Origin of the sequence: Pseudomonas sp. B3G-3 (genome assembly GCF_028640915.1) — a bacterium.
Taxonomy (GTDB): Bacteria; Pseudomonadota; Gammaproteobacteria; order Pseudomonadales; family Pseudomonadaceae; genus Aquipseudomonas; species Aquipseudomonas chlororaphis_I.
The window spans coordinates 82,529-99,915 of sequence record NZ_JAQZAB010000125.1; the positions used below are offsets into that span (position 1 = coordinate 82,529).

16 protein-coding genes are annotated in these 17,387 nt (G+C 63.8%); 13 read left to right on the forward strand and 3 right to left on the reverse strand.

The annotated features are described in order from the left end of the window. Positions 1-3: 3 nt before the first annotated feature. Positions 4-678 carry a hypothetical protein gene (locus PVZ80_RS26580; RefSeq protein WP_009048222.1) on the reverse strand — a complete coding sequence of 225 codons (675 nt, stop codon included), beginning with the start codon at positions 676-678 and terminating at the stop codon, positions 4-6. Between the two features lie 332 nt (positions 679-1,010). Between PVZ80_RS26580 and PVZ80_RS26585 the strand changes: the two genes are divergently transcribed. Next, positions 1,011-1,715, forward strand: a complete 705-nt coding sequence (locus PVZ80_RS26585) for a glutathione S-transferase family protein (RefSeq protein ID WP_273864796.1) — start codon at positions 1,011-1,013, stop codon at positions 1,713-1,715. A gap of 107 nt (positions 1,716-1,822) precedes the next feature. Beyond that, positions 1,823-2,665 (forward strand): PhzF family phenazine biosynthesis protein, encoded by an 843-nt coding sequence (locus PVZ80_RS26590; protein WP_009048224.1) that lies wholly within the window; start codon positions 1,823-1,825, stop codon positions 2,663-2,665. Positions 2,666-2,721: 56 nt separating this feature from the next. Here the strand turns inward: PVZ80_RS26590 and PVZ80_RS26595 are convergent, their stop codons facing one another. Then, positions 2,722-3,645, reverse strand: a complete 924-nt coding sequence (locus PVZ80_RS26595) for a LysR substrate-binding domain-containing protein (RefSeq protein WP_009048225.1) — start codon at positions 3,643-3,645, stop codon at positions 2,722-2,724. Between the two features lie 227 nt (positions 3,646-3,872). Here PVZ80_RS26595 and PVZ80_RS26600 point away from each other — a divergent pair, with 227 nt between their 5' ends. From PVZ80_RS26600 to PVZ80_RS26645, 10 genes are all read left to right on the forward strand, one after another. After that, positions 3,873-5,177: a dicarboxylate/amino acid:cation symporter gene (locus PVZ80_RS26600; RefSeq protein ID WP_273864797.1), complete on the forward strand. Its 1,305-nt coding sequence runs from the start codon at positions 3,873-3,875 to the stop codon at positions 5,175-5,177. A gap of 9 nt (positions 5,178-5,186) precedes the next feature. Further along, on the forward strand, positions 5,187-6,656 hold the full coding sequence (locus tag PVZ80_RS26605; protein WP_009048227.1) for an aspartate/glutamate racemase family protein: 1,470 nt from the start codon (positions 5,187-5,189) through the stop codon (positions 6,654-6,656). A gap of 299 nt (positions 6,657-6,955) precedes the next feature. Next, positions 6,956-7,891, forward strand: a complete 936-nt coding sequence (locus PVZ80_RS26610; RefSeq protein WP_103331660.1) for a Ppx/GppA family phosphatase — start codon at positions 6,956-6,958, stop codon at positions 7,889-7,891. A 224-nt stretch (positions 7,892-8,115) separates the two neighbouring features. Then, positions 8,116-8,529, forward strand: a complete 414-nt coding sequence (locus PVZ80_RS26615; RefSeq protein ID WP_038631413.1) for an arsenate reductase ArsC — start codon at positions 8,116-8,118, stop codon at positions 8,527-8,529. Between the two features lie 285 nt (positions 8,530-8,814). Continuing rightward, complete coding sequence (locus PVZ80_RS26620; protein WP_124339893.1) at positions 8,815-9,786, forward strand: Bug family tripartite tricarboxylate transporter substrate binding protein; 972 nt, start codon at positions 8,815-8,817, stop codon at positions 9,784-9,786. A gap of 1 nt (position 9,787) precedes the next feature. Then, positions 9,788-10,285 carry a tripartite tricarboxylate transporter TctB family protein gene (locus tag PVZ80_RS26625; protein ID WP_038631417.1) on the forward strand — a complete coding sequence of 166 codons (498 nt, stop codon included), beginning with the start codon at positions 9,788-9,790 and terminating at the stop codon, positions 10,283-10,285. Between the two features lie 23 nt (positions 10,286-10,308). After that, complete coding sequence (locus PVZ80_RS26630) at positions 10,309-11,817, forward strand: tripartite tricarboxylate transporter permease (RefSeq protein ID WP_038631419.1); 1,509 nt, start codon at positions 10,309-10,311, stop codon at positions 11,815-11,817. Positions 11,818-12,053: 236 nt separating this feature from the next. After that, the gene (gene nspC, locus PVZ80_RS26635) at positions 12,054-13,151 is read left to right on the forward strand and encodes a carboxynorspermidine decarboxylase (RefSeq protein ID WP_009048233.1); all 1,098 of its coding nucleotides are present in this window, start codon (positions 12,054-12,056) and stop codon (positions 13,149-13,151) included. 26 nt (positions 13,152-13,177) lie between these two features. Then, positions 13,178-14,413 (forward strand): saccharopine dehydrogenase family protein, encoded by a 1,236-nt coding sequence (locus tag PVZ80_RS26640; RefSeq protein WP_016703308.1) that lies wholly within the window; start codon positions 13,178-13,180, stop codon positions 14,411-14,413. A 352-nt stretch (positions 14,414-14,765) separates the two neighbouring features. Continuing rightward, positions 14,766-15,170 carry a DUF1801 domain-containing protein gene (locus tag PVZ80_RS26645; RefSeq protein WP_016703310.1) on the forward strand — a complete coding sequence of 135 codons (405 nt, stop codon included), beginning with the start codon at positions 14,766-14,768 and terminating at the stop codon, positions 15,168-15,170. A gap of 119 nt (positions 15,171-15,289) precedes the next feature. Here PVZ80_RS26645 and PVZ80_RS26650 read toward each other — a convergent pair whose 3' ends face one another. After that, a complete protein-coding gene (locus PVZ80_RS26650; protein ID WP_009048236.1) occupies positions 15,290-15,832 on the reverse strand; it encodes an Hsp20/alpha crystallin family protein in 543 nt (180 codons plus the stop codon). A 502-nt stretch (positions 15,833-16,334) separates the two neighbouring features. On the opposite strand from PVZ80_RS26650, the gene hemB reads away from it, so the two are divergent. Then, positions 16,335-17,309 carry a porphobilinogen synthase gene (gene hemB, locus PVZ80_RS26655; protein WP_009048237.1) on the forward strand — a complete coding sequence of 325 codons (975 nt, stop codon included), beginning with the start codon at positions 16,335-16,337 and terminating at the stop codon, positions 17,307-17,309. Positions 17,310-17,387: the final 78 nt, after the last annotated feature.

Genomic DNA, 17,387 nt, shown 5'->3' on the forward strand with positions numbered 1-17,387 from the left:
GCATCAGGTCGGGCAGTTCTCCTCGCCGTTATCCAGGCCTTGCTTGTAGCTGCGGCTGTCGAGGGTGGCCTTGCCGTTTTGCCAGGTCAGGGTCAGCACGTAGAGCGAGTCGAAATCGTTGGAGGCCCAGTCGTCGGTGATGGTGCGTTTTTCGCCGACGGCTTCCCGCGCCACCTTGTTGATCAGCTCCGGCAGGTAGCCGTGGGACCAGGCGGTGTAGATGATCGAGTTGTGGTAGCGGTCATGCAGCAGCTCGTCGGCCAGGGCGCTGGTGTCGTTGGCCGAGAATTCGATGTTCACCGGCAGGCCGAGCTTGATGGCGCTGGGGCTGATGGTCATCAGCGGGCGGATGTAGCTGTAGGAGTTGTCAAGTTCGCCTTCCTCGACATTGCGCGTCGGGTTGGCGGCGAACACGTAGTTGGCCTTGCCGAATTTTTCCGGCAGCAGGGACGCCAGGTCGATGGCGCGGTTCAGGCCCTGGCAGTTGAGCTGGCCGAGGCCGCCGGCGGGTTTTTCCGCATGGCGCAGGAAGATCAGGGTCTGGGTGCCGTCCACCGGCTGGGCGCGACTTTCACTGGATTCCAGCGACAGCAGCAGCGCACTGGTCAGCATCAGCGCCGGAAAAAACACGTAGGACCGGCGTTGCAGGCGTTGGGTGAAACTCAGCAGATTCTTCATCGAGTGTGGGTACTTCAGCGCAATCGGTTAAGGCTGACAAACCTTTCCACGGCGAGCTCCCGGCTTCGCGTGGTTTTCCCTGTCGTTGAACGAGTGTTTCTGCCCGCGGGCAGTGCTCTGAGTCCCAGGACGCCTTTTGGTTCGATCCGGGCGGGGAACTGCGAGCGTGGGCCCGTTACTTTATCCGCACCGCTGTCTGGCTGCCGGGAAGCTTAACCACCGGATGTTTCGAATTTAAGAATGCGCGCCGCGAACCGATGCCTGTAATCTAGCGCCGTCGCCGCCCGGCCCGGGGCCACGGCCTTTCATCTGACTGTCATTGGAAGCCTGTCATGACCGATCTCTCCGCATTCCCCATCACCCAGAAATGGCCTGCGCAGTACGCCGACTGGATTCAGCTGTATTCCTTGCCGACTCCCAACGGCGTCAAGGTCTCGATCATGCTCGAAGAGATCGGGCTGCCCTACGAGCCGCACCGCGTCAGTTTCGAAACCAATGACCAGATGTCCCCCGAGTTCCTTTCCCTGAACCCGAACAACAAGATCCCGGCGATCCTCGACCCCCATGGCCCGGATGACCGGCCGCTGGCGCTGTTCGAGTCGGGGGCGATCCTGATCTACCTCGCGGACAAGAGCGGGCAACTGCTGGCCCAGGAATCCGCCGCGCGCTACGAGACCCTCCAGTGGCTGATGTTCCAGATGGGCGGCATCGGCCCGATGTTCGGCCAGCTGGGCTTCTTCAACAAATTCGCCGGCAAGGACTACGAGGACAAGCGTCCGCGCGACCGTTACGTCGCCGAGTCCCGCCGCCTGCTGAGCGTGCTCGAAGGCCGCCTGCAAGGTCGTGACTGGATCATGGGCGAGCGCTACACCATCGCCGATATCGCCACCTTTCCCTGGGTGCGCAACCTGATCGGCTTCTATGAAGCCGGTGACCTGGTGGGCTTCAAGGACTTCCCCAACGTGCAGCGCGTGCTGGAGCGTTTCCTCGCGCGCCCGGCGGTGATCCGCGGCCTGGAAATTCCCAAGCCGGTCTGACACCCCGTAACCCTGTAGCCGCAGCCTTCGCCAGCGGCTACAGGTTTCCATGCTTGAGGTCAGGCCGCTTTCAGGCCTGACCGCGTTCATTCAGACAAGGACCCGTAATGAGCCGATTCGATTTCAAGCAGGTGGATGTCTTCAGCGACGAGCCGCTCAAGGGCAACCCGCTGGCGGTGGTGTTCGGCGCCGACCCGTTGAGCGACGCGCGCATGGCGGCGTTCGCCAACTGGACCAACCTCAGCGAAACCACCTTTATCCTCGAACCCCGGGACCCGCGGGCCGACTATCGCCTGCGGATTTTCACCACCCTGCAGGAGCTGCCGTTCGCCGGCCATCCGACCCTTGGCAGCTGCCATGCCTGGCTGGAGGCCGGCGGCGTGCCCAAGGGCGAGGAGATCGTCCAGGAGTGCGCGGTGGGCCTGGTGCGCATTCGCCGCAACGGCGCCGAACTGGCGTTTCTCGCACCGCCCTTGCTCAAGTCCGGCCCGGTGGAGGCCGGGTTGCTGGAGCAGGTGCGCCAGGGCCTGAGGCTGGCGCCCGGCGCCATCGTCGACGCGCAATGGGTGGACAACGGCGCCGGCTGGCTGGCGGTGCTGCTGGCCGAACGCGGCCAGGTGCTCGACCTGCAACCTGACTATTCCCAGCTCAAGGACCTCGCGGTGGGGGTGATCGCACCCTGGAACCCCGAGCGCGACGGCGACGCGGCGCAGTTCGAAGTGCGCGCCTTTATCGCCGGCGACGGCATGCCGGAAGACCCGGCCACCGGCAGCCTCAACGCTGGCATCGCCCAATGGCTGCTGGGCGCGGGGTTGGCGCCGGCGTCCTACGTGGTCAGCCAGGGCCTGAGCATGGGCCGGGCCGGGCGCATCCAGGTCGAGCGGATCGGCGATGAAATCTGGATCGGCGGTTCGGCGGTGACCTGTATCGAGGGCAGCCTGACGTTGTAGGCGAGGGCGGCGGAGGCTGGCCTTCCACCCCCTGAGTGTCGGGGAATGGCAGGCCATCAACCCTGGGCGGCAAGGTTTTGCGAGGCTTTTTCCAGGGTTTTCCAAAGCTCCAGCATGGTCGGGTTCTGGTTGGCCCTGGAGCAGTACGAACGTATTTCCAGCTGGGTGCTCCACTCGCTGCCGCCGGCCCGGACCAGGCGCCCGCGCTGCAGCTCCTCGGCCACCGCGCTCTCCGGCAGCCAGGCCACGCCGTAGCCCTCCATGGCCATACGCATCAGCAGCATCGCCATGTCCGCTTCATAACAGCGCGTCAGCACGCACGGCACATGGCTGTCCTTGATCACGATATCGGCCACCCGGCCGAGAAAAGTGGTGGCGGTGTAAGCCAGGTGCGGCACCGGTTTGCCGGCCTTGCCAGGCAGGCGGTGCAGAGGCTCGCCGCGGCGGTTCGGCGCGCACAGCGGGATGAATGAATCCTGGCCCAGGGTCAGGCTGACGAACTTTTCGTGGTCCAGCAGGATCGGCGCCTTGGGATGGTGGTAGACGATCATCAGGTCGCAATTGCCCTCCGCCAGGGCGATCACCGCGTCATGGATATTGGCTGCCACCACCCGGGCATTGAAGGGCTCGTTGTGCTGCTGGAACCGCGCCAGCCATTTGGGCAGGAAGGTCATCGACAGGCTGTGCCCGGCGGTGACCTGGATCGAGCGCCCGGGCATGCGTTCTTCCTGGCGCAGCGACGAACGCAGCTCCAGCAACGAGGACAAGGCTTCGCGCCCCTGTTCGCAAAAGGTCTGGCCGGCCAGGGTCAGTTGAATGGGGTAGGTGCCGCGGTCCACCAACTCCACGCCGACCCAGTCCTCCAGCGAACGGATCCGTCTCGACAGGGCCGATTGGGTCACGCAGCGGATCTCGGCTGCCCTGGAAAAATTCTTGCACTCGGCGATCGCCAACAGATCGTCCACCCACTTGATTTGCATGCCGCATCCTCAACCATGGCTGGAAAAAGTCTACGCCGCCGATCACGGATATTCGCGGCCTTTCGGAAACTATTCCAATAACGCATCAAGCTATGGCGATTACTCATCATCTGCGCCTCACGGGCTCCCTAGAATCGGCCTGACCACGCGCCACCGCCGAGTGGCCGTGCCTTCGATTCCTTCTCCTGCCAAGTAGAAATCCAATAACACCACTTGAGGAACGCACCGTGAAAAAGAACCGACTTCCCCGGCAGATCGCCTACGGCATCGCCTTGGGCGTGCTTGTAGGCTGGCTTTGTCATCGTTTTGCAGCGGATGCCAATGAGGCCAGGGACATCGCCTCGTACTTTTCGATGGTCACCGACATCTTCTTGCGCATGATCAAGATGATCATCGCGCCGCTGGTATTCGCCACGCTGGTGGGCGGCATCGCCAGCATGGGCAGTTCGAGCTCGGTGGGGCGTATCGGCACCCGGGCGATGGCCTGGTTCGTCAACGCCTCGATGGTGTCGCTGCTGATCGGCATGCTCCTGGTGAACCTGTTCCAGCCCGGGGTCGGGCTCGATCTGCACGCCAGCCAGGCGGGTGCCGCCCCGGTGGCGATCAACACCGGCGATTTCAGCCTCAAGGTGTTTATCGGGCACGTCTTCCCGCGCAGCATCGCCGAGGCGATGGCCAATAACGAGATCCTGCAGATCGTGGTGTTCTCGCTGTTCTTCGGTTTTGCGCTGGCGGCGGTGAAGAGGGCGGGGTTCACCCAGATCCCCGCGCTGGTGGACGACCTGGCCAGGGTGATGTTCAAGATCACCGACTACGTCATGGCCTTCGCCCCCATCGGTGTGTTTGCCGCCATCGCCGCGGCGATCACCACTGGCGGGCTGGGCCTGCTGCTGGACTACAGCAAGCTGATCGCCGAGTTCTACCTGGGCATCGCGATCCTCTGGGCGGTGCTGTTCGGTGCCGGTTATCTGTTCCTCGGGCGCTCGGTGCTGACCCTCGGGAAGTTGATCAAGGAACCCATCCTGCTGGCGTTCTCGACGGCCAGCAGCGAGTCGGCCTACCCGAAAACCATGGAGGCGCTGGAGAAGTTCGGCGCGCCCAAGCGAGTCTCGAGTTTTGTTCTGCCCCTGGGGTACTCGTTCAACCTCGACGGTTCGATGATGTACCAGGCGTTTGCCATCATGTTTATCGCCCAGGCCTACAACGTCGACCTGAGTTTCACCCAGCAGCTGTTGATCCTGCTGACCCTGATGGTGACCAGCAAAGGCATGGCCGGGGTCGCGCGGGCGTCGATCGTGGTGGTGGCGGCCACGCTGCCGATGTTCAACCTGCCCGAAGCCGGCATCTTGCTGATCCTCGGCATCGACCAGTTTCTCGACATGGCGCGTACCGCCACCAATGTGGTGGGCAACAGCATTGCCACGGCGGTGATTGCCAAGGCCGAAGGCAACGAGGAGCCCAGTGCCGGGGCCGTCGAGCCACCGCTTGGCGTGGCGCCGGCCACGCAGAACCCTTCTTCCGTTTCCGCCTGAGAACCCGCGATGAAAAGCCTATCCAAACCGACACGCAAGCCAGCGCCGGCCAGCAGGCTGGGCATCGTAGGGGGGCTGGGCTCTCTGGCCGGCGGCGATCTGTTCTTCAAGCTGGTGAAGTCCCGGGCGGTGCTGGCCGATCAGGGGCGCTATCACTTCCTGTTCGAACAGCACCCGTTCAAGGACCTGCTGTTGCCGCTGGAGCGCGACGCGAACATGACGTCCAGAAAGTTCTATGTCTTCCAGGTCTGCCAGTCGTTTGAGGACAGCGGGGTGGACGCGATCATGCTGCCGTGTTTTGCCAGCCACACCTTCCGCGAAGAGATCCAGCAGGAGTTGGGCATCCCGATCCTGGACATGATGGCGGCCCTGAGCGCGCATATCCGCCATGTGCTGGAACCGGGTACGGTCCTGGGCGTACTCGCCTCGGACTACGTGCGGCACGCCGGGCTCTTCGAGCGATACCTGGGGGCCGACTTCCAGCTGGTCTATCCCGAGCCGCAGGATCAGCAGGCCATGATGGCGGCGATCTACGGGGTGGACGGAATCAAGGACGGGCACCTGGACGGGGTGCCACTGGAAGGGGTGTACCAGGCTTGCCTGTCGTTGCAGGCACAGGGCGCGAACCTGATAGTGCCCGGGATGACCGAGCTGTCGCTGGTGTGCGCCGACCTGCAGCGTCGCGGGGTGACGCTGCTCGACGTCAACGAGATCTACGCCGCGGCGGCGACCCAGGCCGATGGCCAGCCCGCCCGGCCGCCGTTCAAGCTCGGCATAGTCGGCGGCGTGGGGCCGGCGGCCACCGTGGACTTCATGGCCAAGGTGGTCCGACATACGCCGGCCGATCGGGACCAGGACCATATCCGCATGGTGGTCGAGCAGAACCCGCAGATTCCGGACCGGACCGCGAACCTGCTGTTCGACCAGGCCGACCCGACCATGGCCATGTACGCCACTTGCAAGCGGCTCGAAAGTGCCGGGGCCAACGCGATCGCCATACCCTGCAATACCGCCCACGCCTTTGTCGAACGCATCCAGCCTTATCTACAGGTGCCCATCGTCAACATGCTCAACGAAACTATCGAGGCGATCGTCGAGCAATACGGCCCGGGCAAGCCCATCGGCCTGCTGGCCACCTCGGGTACGGTGCAGAGTCGGGTCTACCACGAGGCTGCGCGGCTCGCCGGCCTGTCGTTGCTCACGCCGGGTTTCGATTATCAGGAACTGGTGATGAGCGCGATCTACGGCGAGCGCGGGATCAAGGCGGGTTTCGTCGACGGCATCTGCAAGGCGCAATTGCTGCTCGCCGCCGAGCACCTGTGTGAGCTGGGGGCCGAGGTGCTGATCCTGGGGTGCACCGAGCTGCCGCTGGTCCTCAGCCATTGCGCCGATTTCCAGGTCGGCGCTTACCGGGTGGCGCTGGTGGACCCGACCAGCATCCTGGCGATCCGTTGCGTGCAGCTGGCGACGCGCCCTTGAGCGCGATTCGCGGGCAAAAAAAAGCCGCCGGGTGGGGCAGCTTTAAAGGAGAGCACGCGTTGTAGATGACCCGAGTGTCACCACGGGAAATGACAGGATGATGACAGGGCGTTGACGTTGTCGACGGCCGCGCCCTGCGCCTGATTCACAAGCAGGGACAGGGTGCGCGGGAGTGGGCCTGGAAAAGGCGGGTGGCTGTCATCTTGGCGTCATCGAAGGAATGGCAAGATCGCCGCAAACCGTCTTTAGTTCTCGACAGGCCGCGGCCTGCCGGTCGATGAATCTGCCAGGAATCCTCCATGAAAGGTGACGCCTCTCTGTTCGCGGCCATTGATCTTGGGTCCAATGCGTTTCGCCTGATGATCGGCCAGCCGGTCAGGCGCAGCCAGGGGTTCATGATCCAGGAAGTGAAGACCCTGCGGGAGCCGGTGCGCCTGGCCGAGGGTTTTCAGGAGGGCGCGCTGGACGCGCTGGCGCTGGACCGGGGCTGGCAGGCGCTGGCGCGCTTCGGCAAGAAACTGCGCGGTTTCGAGGCCGGGCGGGTGCGGGCGGTGGCCACCAGCGCCGTGCGCGAAGCCGACAATGCGCCGCTGTTCCTGGCCAGCGCGGAGCGTCACCTGGGGTTTCGCATCGATGTCATCTCCGGGCATGAAGAGGCGCGGCTGGTGTACGCCGGCGTGGCCCATACCGTGCCGGGCAGCGAAAGCATGCGGCTGGTGGTGGACATCGGCGGCGGTTCCACCGAGTTGATCCTGGGGCAGGGCGCCCAGCCCTTGCTGACCGAGAGCATCGCCATTGGCAGCGCGACCTTCGGCGCGCGCTACTTTCCGGGCGGCGCGGTCTCGGCTCACGCCCTGCAGGAAACCGAGCGCCTGGCCAGCCTGAAGTTCGAGAAAGTCGCCCGGCATTATCGCCAGCTGGGTTGGCAGCAGGCCATAGGCTCCTCGGGCACCACCCGGTTCCTGGCCAAGGTGCTCAAGGCCAATGGCCTGAACGACGATGGCCAGGACGGCATCACCTACGGCGGGCTATTGCGCCTGTCGCTGCGCCTGCTGGAGGCCGGGCATGTCAAACGCCTGCGGCTGGCCGGGTTGCAATCCCATCGCCTGAGCATCCTGCCCGGCGGCCTGGCGGTGATGCTGGCGGCGTTCAAGGTGTTTGGCGTCACCCATATGACGCCTTCCGAGCCGGGGCTGCGTTTTGGCGTGCTGCATGGCCTGATATGTAACAACTGATTACCCATCGTTATCTGCAAGCCGCTGGCCTTCCTCCGGCCAGCGGTTCCCGCCAGGGTGTTCCGTCGCTCTATTTCAATCCTTTACCGGCCACGCCGGAATCAGCCGACGGGCAATGCGTGCACGCCGTCGCCGCGCTATCCCGCCGTCGAAAAACAGGCTGTCATAAAAAGTGCGATTTCCCGCGGCACTATCCCAGCAGTCTGAAAACAGGGGAATGAACCATGAGTGACAAACGCCGCGTGCTGTTCGTTTGCGCCAGAAACGACGCCCGTTCACTGATGGCCGAAGCGCTGCTGCGCCACGCCGACGCCGAAGATTTCGACGCCTTCAGCGCCGGCCTGGTGGCCAGCGAGATCGACCCGCGCACCCTGGAGTCTCTCGAACATATCGGCATCGATACCGCGGGGCTGCGCAGCAAGGCCCTCGACGAGTTCGCGGGGCAGCAGTTCCACTATGTCATCACCCTGTGCGACAAGTCCTCGGAAGAGGCCGCGCGCATGCCGTCCTCCGGCGAGGTGATCGTCTGGAACTTCGAGGACCCGGTCACCAGCGACAGACATGAACCGTTCCGCCACACCCTCCAGGAAATCCACGATCGGCTGCATATGTTCATCACGGTGAAGACCCGTTCGTGATGGGCAAGGATCGCAAATCCTCTCTTGCTGAATCGCTGATCTTCTCTTGCTGATAAGCACGGCCGGGCTTCTATCCCGGCCAACTGCTTTCCACCCCGAATCAAGACTCCCCAGGCGCGCCCTTGGCGGGAGCGTCAGGCCCTGGTCGCATTCTTTACCCGGGGTTCTCTCCTCTGGCGGTCGCCAACCGCCGGCCGTCTACACTTAACCGCAGGCCACACAGGGCGACGGCCCTGGGCGCATTCAACCGGTATCAACAAAAACAATAGTCTCGGGAGAAACCTGATGTTCACAGCACTGCGTCGATTCAGCCGCGGCATGGCCATTGCCGCCAGCCTCGCCACGCTCACCCTCGCCACCCCGGCGTTCGCCCTGGATACGGTCAAGTTCATGGCCCCGGGCTCCGTGGGCGGCGGTTATGACCAGACCGCGCGGGTCTTGGGCAAGGCCTTGCTCGAGGCCGGCACGGCCAAGTCCGTGACCTTCGAGAACAAGGGCGGAGCCGGCGGCACCCTGGGGCTGGCGCAGTTTGCCAACAGCACCAAGGGCGACCCGAATGCGCTGCTGGTGGTGGGGGCGATCATGGTCACCGCGGTGGAGCAGAACAAGCCGCAGATCAGCCTCAAGGACGTGACGCCGATTGCCCGGTTGTTCACCGAATACAACGTGCTCGCCGTGCGTGAGGAGTCGCCCTACAAGACCCTCGAGGAGCTGCTCAAGGACTTCAAGGCCAATCCGGCCAGCATCAAGTGGGGCGGTGGCTCCAAGGGTTCCATCGACCATATCGGCATCGCCGAGCTGGCGAGCAAGATGGAGGTGCCGGTGAACAAGGTGAACTACGTTGCCTATGCCGGCGGCGGCGAAGTGGTGGCCGCGACCCTGGGCGGGCACATCACGGTGATCACCGGCGGTTATGCCGAACTGGCCAAGTACGTGCAGTCCAAGCAGTTCCGCCTGCTCGCCATCGGCGCTCCGGAGCGCGTTCCCGGCATCGATGCGCCGACCCTCAAGGAGAAAGGCTACGACGTGATCATCGGCAACTGGCGCGGTGTCTATGGTGCGGCCAACCTCACGGCCGAGCAACGCAAGCAAGTCACCGACGCGGTCCTGGCCGCCACCAACAGCAAGGTCTGGCAGGACAATGTGAAAGCCAACGCCTGGTCGCCGAGCATCCTCACCGGCGATGAGTTCGGCAAATTCGTCGACGAGGAACACCAGCGCCTGCGGGCGATGCTGGTCAAGGTCGGGCTGCTTTGAGATGGCCGGGCGCAGCAGGGTCGTGCTGTCGCAGTTGGCGATTGGCTTGGGGCTGATCGCCATCAGCCTGGTGCTGGTCATCGGCGCCTTGCGCTTTCCGCCCGAGATGGGCTTCGTCATCCTCGGTGCCCATGTCTATCCCAGCGCCGTCGGCGCCTTTCTGGGCGCCGTGGGCCTGCTGTTGAGCTACCAGGCCTGCACCGGTGGTTTGCGCGAGCTGGCCGCATCCGGCGACGACAGCGACGACAGCGCCCAGCCCGGCGGCAGGCTCGGGGCGGCCTGGGTCACCGCGGGCCTGGTGGCGATTGCCGTACTGATCAACCTGATCGGTTTCGTCCTGGCCGCCGGCTTGCTGTTTGCCTGTTCCGCGCGAGGGTTCGGCAGCCGGCGTCCGCTGCGCGACCTGGCCATCGGCATCGCCCTGACCCTGCCGATCTACTGGCTGTTCAGTGCCGGGCTGGGCGTGGCCCTGCCACCCCTGGTCAATGCCTGGATCTGATCCGGGCCGAAGGAGGTCACACGGTGGACATTCTCTTGAACCTGGCGACAGGTTTCTCCGCGGCACTGGCGCCGATCAATCTGCTCTGGGGATTTATCGGCTGCCTGCTGGGCACGGCGATCGGCGTATTGCCGGGGATCGGCCCGGCGCTGACGGTGGCCTTGCTGCTGCCGATCACCGCCAAGGTCGATCCCACCGGCGCGCTGATCATGTTCGCCGGCATCTATTACGGCGCGCAGTTCGGTGGCTCGACCACCTCGATCCTGCTCAATACCCCGGGCGAGTCGTCGTCCATGGTCACCGCCCTGGAAGGCAATCTCATGGCCCGCAACGGCCGCGCCGGGCCGGCCCTGGCCACCGCGGCGATCGGCTCGTTTTTCGCCGGCACCATCGCCACGGTGCTGCTGACCCTGTTCGCCCCCATCGTCGCCATGCTGGCGCTGAAGTTCGGCCCCGCGGAGTATTTCGCGATCCTGGTGCTGTCCTTCACCACGGTGTCGGCGGTGCTCGGTGCGTCCATGCTGCGTGGTTTCGCCTCGCTGGGGATTGGCCTGGGCATTGGCCTGATCGGCCTCGACTCGACCTCGGGCATTGCCCGCTACACCCTGGGCGTTCCCGAGCTGGTCGATGGCATCGAAGTGGTGCTGGTGGCGGTCGGCCTGTTTGCCGTGGGGGAGGCCTTGTACAGCCTGCTGTATCAGAAGGCGGAAGCGTCCGGCCGGCATCGCCTGACCTCGTTGTGGATGACCCGCGCCGACTGGAAACGCTCGATTCCCGCCTGGCTGCGGGGCACCCTGATCGGCTTTCCGTTCGGCTCGATCCCGGCCGGTGGCGCGGAAATTCCGACCTTCCTGTCCTATTCCACCGAGCGCAAGCTGAGCAAGCACCCGCAAGACTTTGCCGCCAGCAAAGGGCAGGGCGCCATCGAAGGGGTGGCCGGCCCGGAAGCCGCCAACAACGCCAGCGCCACCGGTTCCCTGGTGCCGCTGCTGACCCTGGGCATTCCGACCTCCGCCACCGCGGCGATCCTGCTGGCGGCGTTCCAGAACTACAACCTGCAGCCGGGGCCGCTGCTGTTCCAGACTTCCGGCGACCTGGTCTGGACCCTGGTGGCCTCGCTGTATATCGGTAACGTTATCCTGCTGATATTGAACCTGCCCCTGGTCGGGCTCTGGGTGAAGCTGCTGCAGATCCCCCGGCCGTACCTCAATGCCGGGATCCTGGTGTTCGCTTCCATCGGCGTGTACGGCATGCGCCATTCGTCCTTCGACCTGTTGCTGATGCTGGCGATCGGCTGGGGCGGGGTGCTGATGCGGCGTTTCGATTTTCCCGTCGCGCCGGTGATCGTCGGCATGCTGCTGGGGCCGATGGCGGAAAAACAACTGCGCAACGCCTTGTCCATCAGCCAGGGCGACTGGTCGATATTCGTCACCCAACCCATAGCCGCGGCCTTCCTCGGCTTGACCCTGCTGGTGCTGGTGGTGCCCCACCTGCTGCACGCCCGGGGCATCAAATTGCACGAGGATGATTGAGCACACGGCGCTGCGTGCCAGCCGGCGTGGCACGACACTTCAGAACGTCATGGCAGGCCCCTAGGATAGGGGCTGCCAGGCGGTTTGCGTCCTGGAGCATTGCCTGCAACAGAGCCGATCCGGGGGCGGTGCCGAGGCACTGACCCGGCGAGCGGTGCTTTCTGCCCTTTCGATACGCGGCAAGTGAAGGCACAATGCGCATCCTTTTTTTGGCTGGCCTGGCCGGAGGCCTCGAAATGATCAAAACGCCGTACTACCTCATCGACAAACAGAAACTGCTCGGCAACATGGAGAAGATCGCTTACGTGCGCGAGCAGTCCGGCGCCAAGGCCCTGCTGGCGCTCAAGTGCTTCGCCACCTGGTCGGTGTTCGACCTGATGCAGCAGTACATGGACGGCACCACCTCGTCGTCGCTGTACGAGCTCAAGCTCGGCCGGCAGAAGTTCGCCGGCGAGACCCACGCCTACAGCGTGGCCTGGGCCGACGACGAAATCGAAGAGATGCTCGACAACTGCGACAAGATCATCTTCAACTCCATCGGCCAGCTGCAGCGCTTCGCCGCGGCGTCCGAGGGCAAGGTCCGCGGTCTGCGGGTCAACCCCCAGGTGAGCAGTTCCGATTACCTGCTGGCCGACCCGGCGCGTCCGTTCAGCCGCCTGGGCGAGTGGGACCCGGTGAAGGTCGAGGCGGTGATCGAGCAGATCACAGGCTTCATGTTCCACAACAACTGCGAGAACAGCGACTTCGGCCTGTTCGACCAGATGCTGGGCACCATCGAGGAGCGCTTCGGCCACCTGCTGCACAAGGTCGAATGGGTCAGCCTCGGCGGCGGCATCCACTTCACCGGCGAAGGCTATGCCCTGGATGAGTTCTGCGCGCGCCTCAAGGCGTTCTCCGAGAAGTACGGCGTGCAGGTCTACCTGGAGCCGGGCGAAGCGGCGATCACCCAGAGCGCCTCGCTGGAAGTCACCGTGCTCGACACCCTCTACAACGGCAAGCACCTGGCAGTGGTCGACAGCTCCATCGAAGCGCACATGCTCGATCTGCTGATCTATCGCCTGAACGCCAAGCTGGCGCCCAGCGCGGGCGAACACACCTACATGGTGTGCGGCAAGTCTTGCCTGGCCGGAGACATCTTCGGCGAGTATCAATTCGATCGTCCGCTGGCCATCGGCGATCGGCTGTCGTTCGTTGACGCGGCGGGTTACACCATGGTCAAGAAAAACTGGTTCAACGGCCTGAAAATGCCGTCCATCGTAGTGAAACAACTCGACGGTAGTGTCGAGGTGGTTCGTGAATTTGGGTTCGAAGACTACCTGTCCAGCCTCTCGTAAGCTGGCGGAAAGGAGAGATAAAGAAATTGAAGAAGAACGTTCTTATCATTGGTGCAGGAGGTGTCGCCAAGGTGGTGGCCCACAAGTGCGCGCAGCACAACGACGAACTCGGTCGTATTGCTATCGCGTCGCGCAACATCTCCAAATGCCAGGCCATCATCGACAGCGTCAAGGCCAAGGGCAGCCTCAAACAGCCCGCGCAAATCAAGGCCTACGCGCTCAATGCGCTGGACATCGAGGCGACCAAGGCGCTGATCCGCGAGACCGAATCGCAGATCGTCATCAACGTCGGCTCCGCCTTCCTCAACATGTCGGTGCTGCGTGCCTGCATCGATACCGGCGTGGCCTACCTGGACACCGCCATTCACGAAGAACCGGGCAAGATCTGCGAGACGCCGCCCTGGTATGGCAACTACGAGTGGAAGCACCTCGAGGAATGCCAGCAGAAGAACGTCACCGCCATTCTTGGCGTGGGCTTCGACCCGGGTGTGGTCAACGCCTATGCGGCCCTGGCCAAACAACAGTATTTCGACCGCATTGATTCGATCGACATTCTCGACGTCAATGCCGGTTCCCATGGCAAATATTTCGCCACCAATTTCGATCCGGAAATCAATTTCCGCGAATTCACCGGACAGGTGTGGAGCTGGCAGGACAGCCAGTGGACCAGCAACACCATGTTCGAAGTCAAGCGCACCGACGACCTGCCAGTGGTCGGTTCGCAGAACCTGTACCTGACCGGCCACGATGAAGTGCACTCGCTGTCGAAGAACCTCGACGTGCCCAACGTGCGCTTCTGGATGAGCTTCGGCGAGCACTACATCAACGTCTTCACCGTGCTCAGGAACCTTGGCCTGCTCTCCGAGCAACCGGTCAAGACCGCCGAAGGCCTGGAAGTGGTGCCGCTGAAAGTGGTCAAGGCCGTGCTGCCCGATCCTGCCTCGCTGGCGCCGGGCTACACCGGCAAGACCTGCATCGGCGACCTGGTCAAGGGCACCAAGGACGGCCAGCCGCGCGAAGTCTTCATCTACAACGTGGCCTGCCACGAAGAAGCCTTTGCCGAAACCGACAGCCAGGGCATTTCCTACACCGCGGGCGTGCCGCCGGTGGCCGCGGCCCTGCTGGTGGCCCGTGGCGAATGGGACGTGCAGCGCATGGTCAACGTCGAGGAACTGCCGGCCGAGCCGTTCCTCAAGGCGCTGGACGTGATGGGCCTGCCGACCCGCGTCAAGGACGAGAACGGCGACCGTCCCTGGAACTGATTCACCTCCCGCTGTAAAGAAACCAGGTGCGCATGGATGGCGTGCCTGGCTCTCGATTCCCGCTACTCCCTCCTGCCAACACAGCGACCTCCTGCCTCTCAGGGGCGCCACCGTATCCGAGCGACGCCAGAAGCAAGCCTGCATCGAGGCTGGGTGGGTGGCCTATCGGCAGTTCCAGATCAAGCACCTGGCCCGGATCAAGGGCGTGCAGCGCCTGAAGACGGAAGTCCCCGTGCAGAAAATCAAACTGAGCACCGAACTGCCGGTGTGACGCTCGTCGGTTACCTGGAGGGAAATGGCCTGTCAGCGATACTCAGGGGTCGGGACGACACCCCTCCAGAGGATGACCAGGATGAAAAAACACACCAGCGACGCCAAGCCGGCGGAGGAGAGCAGCGCGGCCTCCCGGCTGATAGACGGGCGCATCGAGGAACTGGGCGACTGGCGCGGCGAGATGCTGGCCCGGGTCCGGAGGCTGATCAGGCAGGCCGACCCGCAGGTGGTCGAGGAGTGGAAGTGGCGCGGGGTGCCGGTGTGGTCCCACGGCGGCATTCTTTGCACCGGCGAGACCTACAAGAGCGTCGTGAAGCTGACCTTCGCCAAGGGCGCCGCGCTGGACGACCCGGCAGGCCTGTTCAACGCCAGCCTCGAGGGCAATACCCGACGGGCGATCGATCTGCATGAGGGTGACAGCCTGGACGAGGCCGCCTTGCAGGCGCTGATCCTGGCGGCCGTGGCGCTCAACCGCTCGCGCTGAGCGGGGCATTCGTGTCTGGTTGTCATGCGCCTTGCCGGCACGATGATTCACGGTCCTTATTGTTGGCCGGCAAAAAAAGCCCCTTGCCGATTTCCCGGCAAGGGGCTGGCTGGCCTGGGTCATTCGCCCTTGATCTGCACGACCTTGTCCGCATTCAGGGCGGCAGGTTTTTTCGGCAGCGAGATGCTCAGCACGCCTTTGCTGAAGCTCGCCTCGATCTTCTCGGCATCGACCCCTTTGGGCAGGTTGAACACCCGCTCGAAGGAACCGTAATGACGTTCGTTCAGGTGATAGCCTTTTCTGTTTTCTTGCGTTTCCTCTCTCTTTTCACCCTTGATGACCAGGCTGCCGTCAGAGAGTTTGATCTCGATATTCTTCTGATCCATGCCGGGCAATTCGGCAGTGATTTCGAAGCTTTCGTCTTTCTCGGTGATATCGACGGCAGGCATGCCACGGCCGATCAGTTCGCGCCGCCAGAACGGATCCACATCGAACAGCCCACGGCTGAAGGGAGACAGGCCGGGGCCGCGATTGAAGTCATCGAACAGGTGATCGACCTGTTGCCGCAGTTTTTCCAGAGGTTGCCACAGGTCGCTCATGCTCGAACGCCGGGTGGCCTTGTCTTCAGTCTGGATCGGCATTTTTTTCACGGAGTTGGCCATTTTCGCTTCTCCTCCCGGGTTGAGGGCGGGCCGCGAGCCCTCCCTGGGGCGACCCGCCACGACAGAACGGCAACCGGGCCCGCAGGCCTGCAAGCCCGGTCTTTCCGCCCACGACAGCCATCCCGCGAAACGCGCTGCCACGGGGCTCGATCTGAGTGCTCGAGGATGCCCGGCAGGCGATCCGCCACGGGCCGCCTCCATGGGGCGGGCGGTCCTGCACACGCGAGCAATACCTGCCGCAGGCACTGGCCTTCAAGGCCCGCGCGAACGGCTCGGGCGTGTATTAGTTAGATCGAAAATCGGCCCGACAGTTTCGTCTCGGGCTGTTTGTCTGACAGGCGTAACCACTCGCATTCATGGGCATTGTTACCAAAGCGGCAACGCAGTCTTGGCGACGCGGTGTTTGTGCCGGTCGCGGCTTCGGGCATAAGCTTCGCTCTTTTTAGCTGCGGTCGTTATCGCACCCAGCCTTGTCTCACGTGGCCTGCCCTGAGGAAATCCCATGTCCAGCCAGTTCCCCCAAGCCCGTCCCCGTCGCCTGCGCCGCAGCGAACAGATGCGCAGCCTGTTCCAGGAAACCGAGTTCACCCTCAACGACCTGGTGCTGCCGATTTTCGTCGAGGAAGAGATCGACGATTTTGTGCCGATCAAGAGCATGCCGGGGGTGATGCGCATTCCGGAATCGAAGCTGGCCGGGGAGATCGAGCGTTACGCCCGCGCCGGGATCAAGTCGGTGATGACCTTTGGCGTGTCTCACCACCTGGACAGCAACGGTAGCGACACCTGGAACGACAACGGCCTGGTGTCGCGCATGTCGCGCATCGCCAAGGACGCGGTGCCGGAGATGATCGTGATGTCCGACACCTGTTTCTGCGAGTACACCGACCACGGCCACTGCGGCGTGCTGCACGGCCATGAAGTGGACAACGACCAGACCCTGGTCAACCTCGGCAAGCAGGCGGTGGCCGCGGCCCGTGCCGGCGCCGATGTGATCGCGCCGTCGGCGGCCATGGACGGGCAAGTCCAGGCCATCCGCCGCGCCCTGGACGAAGCCGGTTTCACCCAGACTGCGATCATGGCTTATTCCACCAAGTTCGCCTCGGCGCTCTACGGTCCGTTCCGCGAGGCCGGCGGCAGCGCGTTGAAGGGCGATCGCAAGAGCTACCAGATGAACCCGATGAACCGCCGCGAAGCGGTGCGTGAATCGCTGCTGGACGAGCAGGAAGGCGCGGACTCGCTGATGGTCAAGCCGGCCGGCGCTTACCTGGACATCATCCGCGACATCCGCGAAGCCTCGCGCCTGCCGGTGACGGCGTACCAGGTCAGCGGCGAGTACGCGATGATCAAGTTCGGCGCCCTGGCCGGGGCCATCGACGAGGCGCGGGTGGTGCGCGAAAGCCTGGGCTCGATCAAGCGTGCCGGGGCGGATCTGATCTTCACCTACTTCGCGATGGATCTGGCGTTGAGCGGGATCTGAAGCGCTCCAGCGGTGTTACAACGGTTACCGCGGCCCGGTGTATGCCACGGCCGCCACCTGTGAGCTGGTGAAAATCCT

Bases quoted from the DNA above. Each gene is read 5' to 3' on its own strand.
- PVZ80_RS26580 (WP_009048222.1), bottom strand. From the start codon at position 678: ATGAAGAATCTGCTGAGTTTCACCCAACGCCTGCAACGCCGGTCCTAC.
- PVZ80_RS26585 (WP_273864796.1), top strand. From the start codon at position 1,011: ATGACCGATCTCTCCGCATTCCCCATCACCCAGAAATGGCCTGCGCAG.
- PVZ80_RS26590 (WP_009048224.1), top strand. From the start codon at position 1,823: ATGAGCCGATTCGATTTCAAGCAGGTGGATGTCTTCAGCGACGAGCCG.
- PVZ80_RS26595 (WP_009048225.1), bottom strand. From the start codon at position 3,645: ATGCAAATCAAGTGGGTGGACGATCTGTTGGCGATCGCCGAGTGCAAG.
- PVZ80_RS26605 (WP_009048227.1), top strand. From the start codon at position 5,187: ATGAAAAGCCTATCCAAACCGACACGCAAGCCAGCGCCGGCCAGCAGG.
- PVZ80_RS26610 (WP_103331660.1), top strand. From the start codon at position 6,956: ATGAAAGGTGACGCCTCTCTGTTCGCGGCCATTGATCTTGGGTCCAAT.
- PVZ80_RS26615 (WP_038631413.1), top strand. From the start codon at position 8,116: ATGAGTGACAAACGCCGCGTGCTGTTCGTTTGCGCCAGAAACGACGCC.
- PVZ80_RS26620 (WP_124339893.1), top strand. From the start codon at position 8,815: ATGTTCACAGCACTGCGTCGATTCAGCCGCGGCATGGCCATTGCCGCC.
- PVZ80_RS26625 (WP_038631417.1), top strand. From the start codon at position 9,788: ATGGCCGGGCGCAGCAGGGTCGTGCTGTCGCAGTTGGCGATTGGCTTG.
- nspC (WP_009048233.1), top strand. From the start codon at position 12,054: ATGATCAAAACGCCGTACTACCTCATCGACAAACAGAAACTGCTCGGC.
- PVZ80_RS26645 (WP_016703310.1), top strand. From the start codon at position 14,766: ATGAAAAAACACACCAGCGACGCCAAGCCGGCGGAGGAGAGCAGCGCG.
- PVZ80_RS26650 (WP_009048236.1), bottom strand. From the start codon at position 15,832: ATGGCCAACTCCGTGAAAAAAATGCCGATCCAGACTGAAGACAAGGCC.
- hemB (WP_009048237.1), top strand. From the start codon at position 16,335: ATGTCCAGCCAGTTCCCCCAAGCCCGTCCCCGTCGCCTGCGCCGCAGC.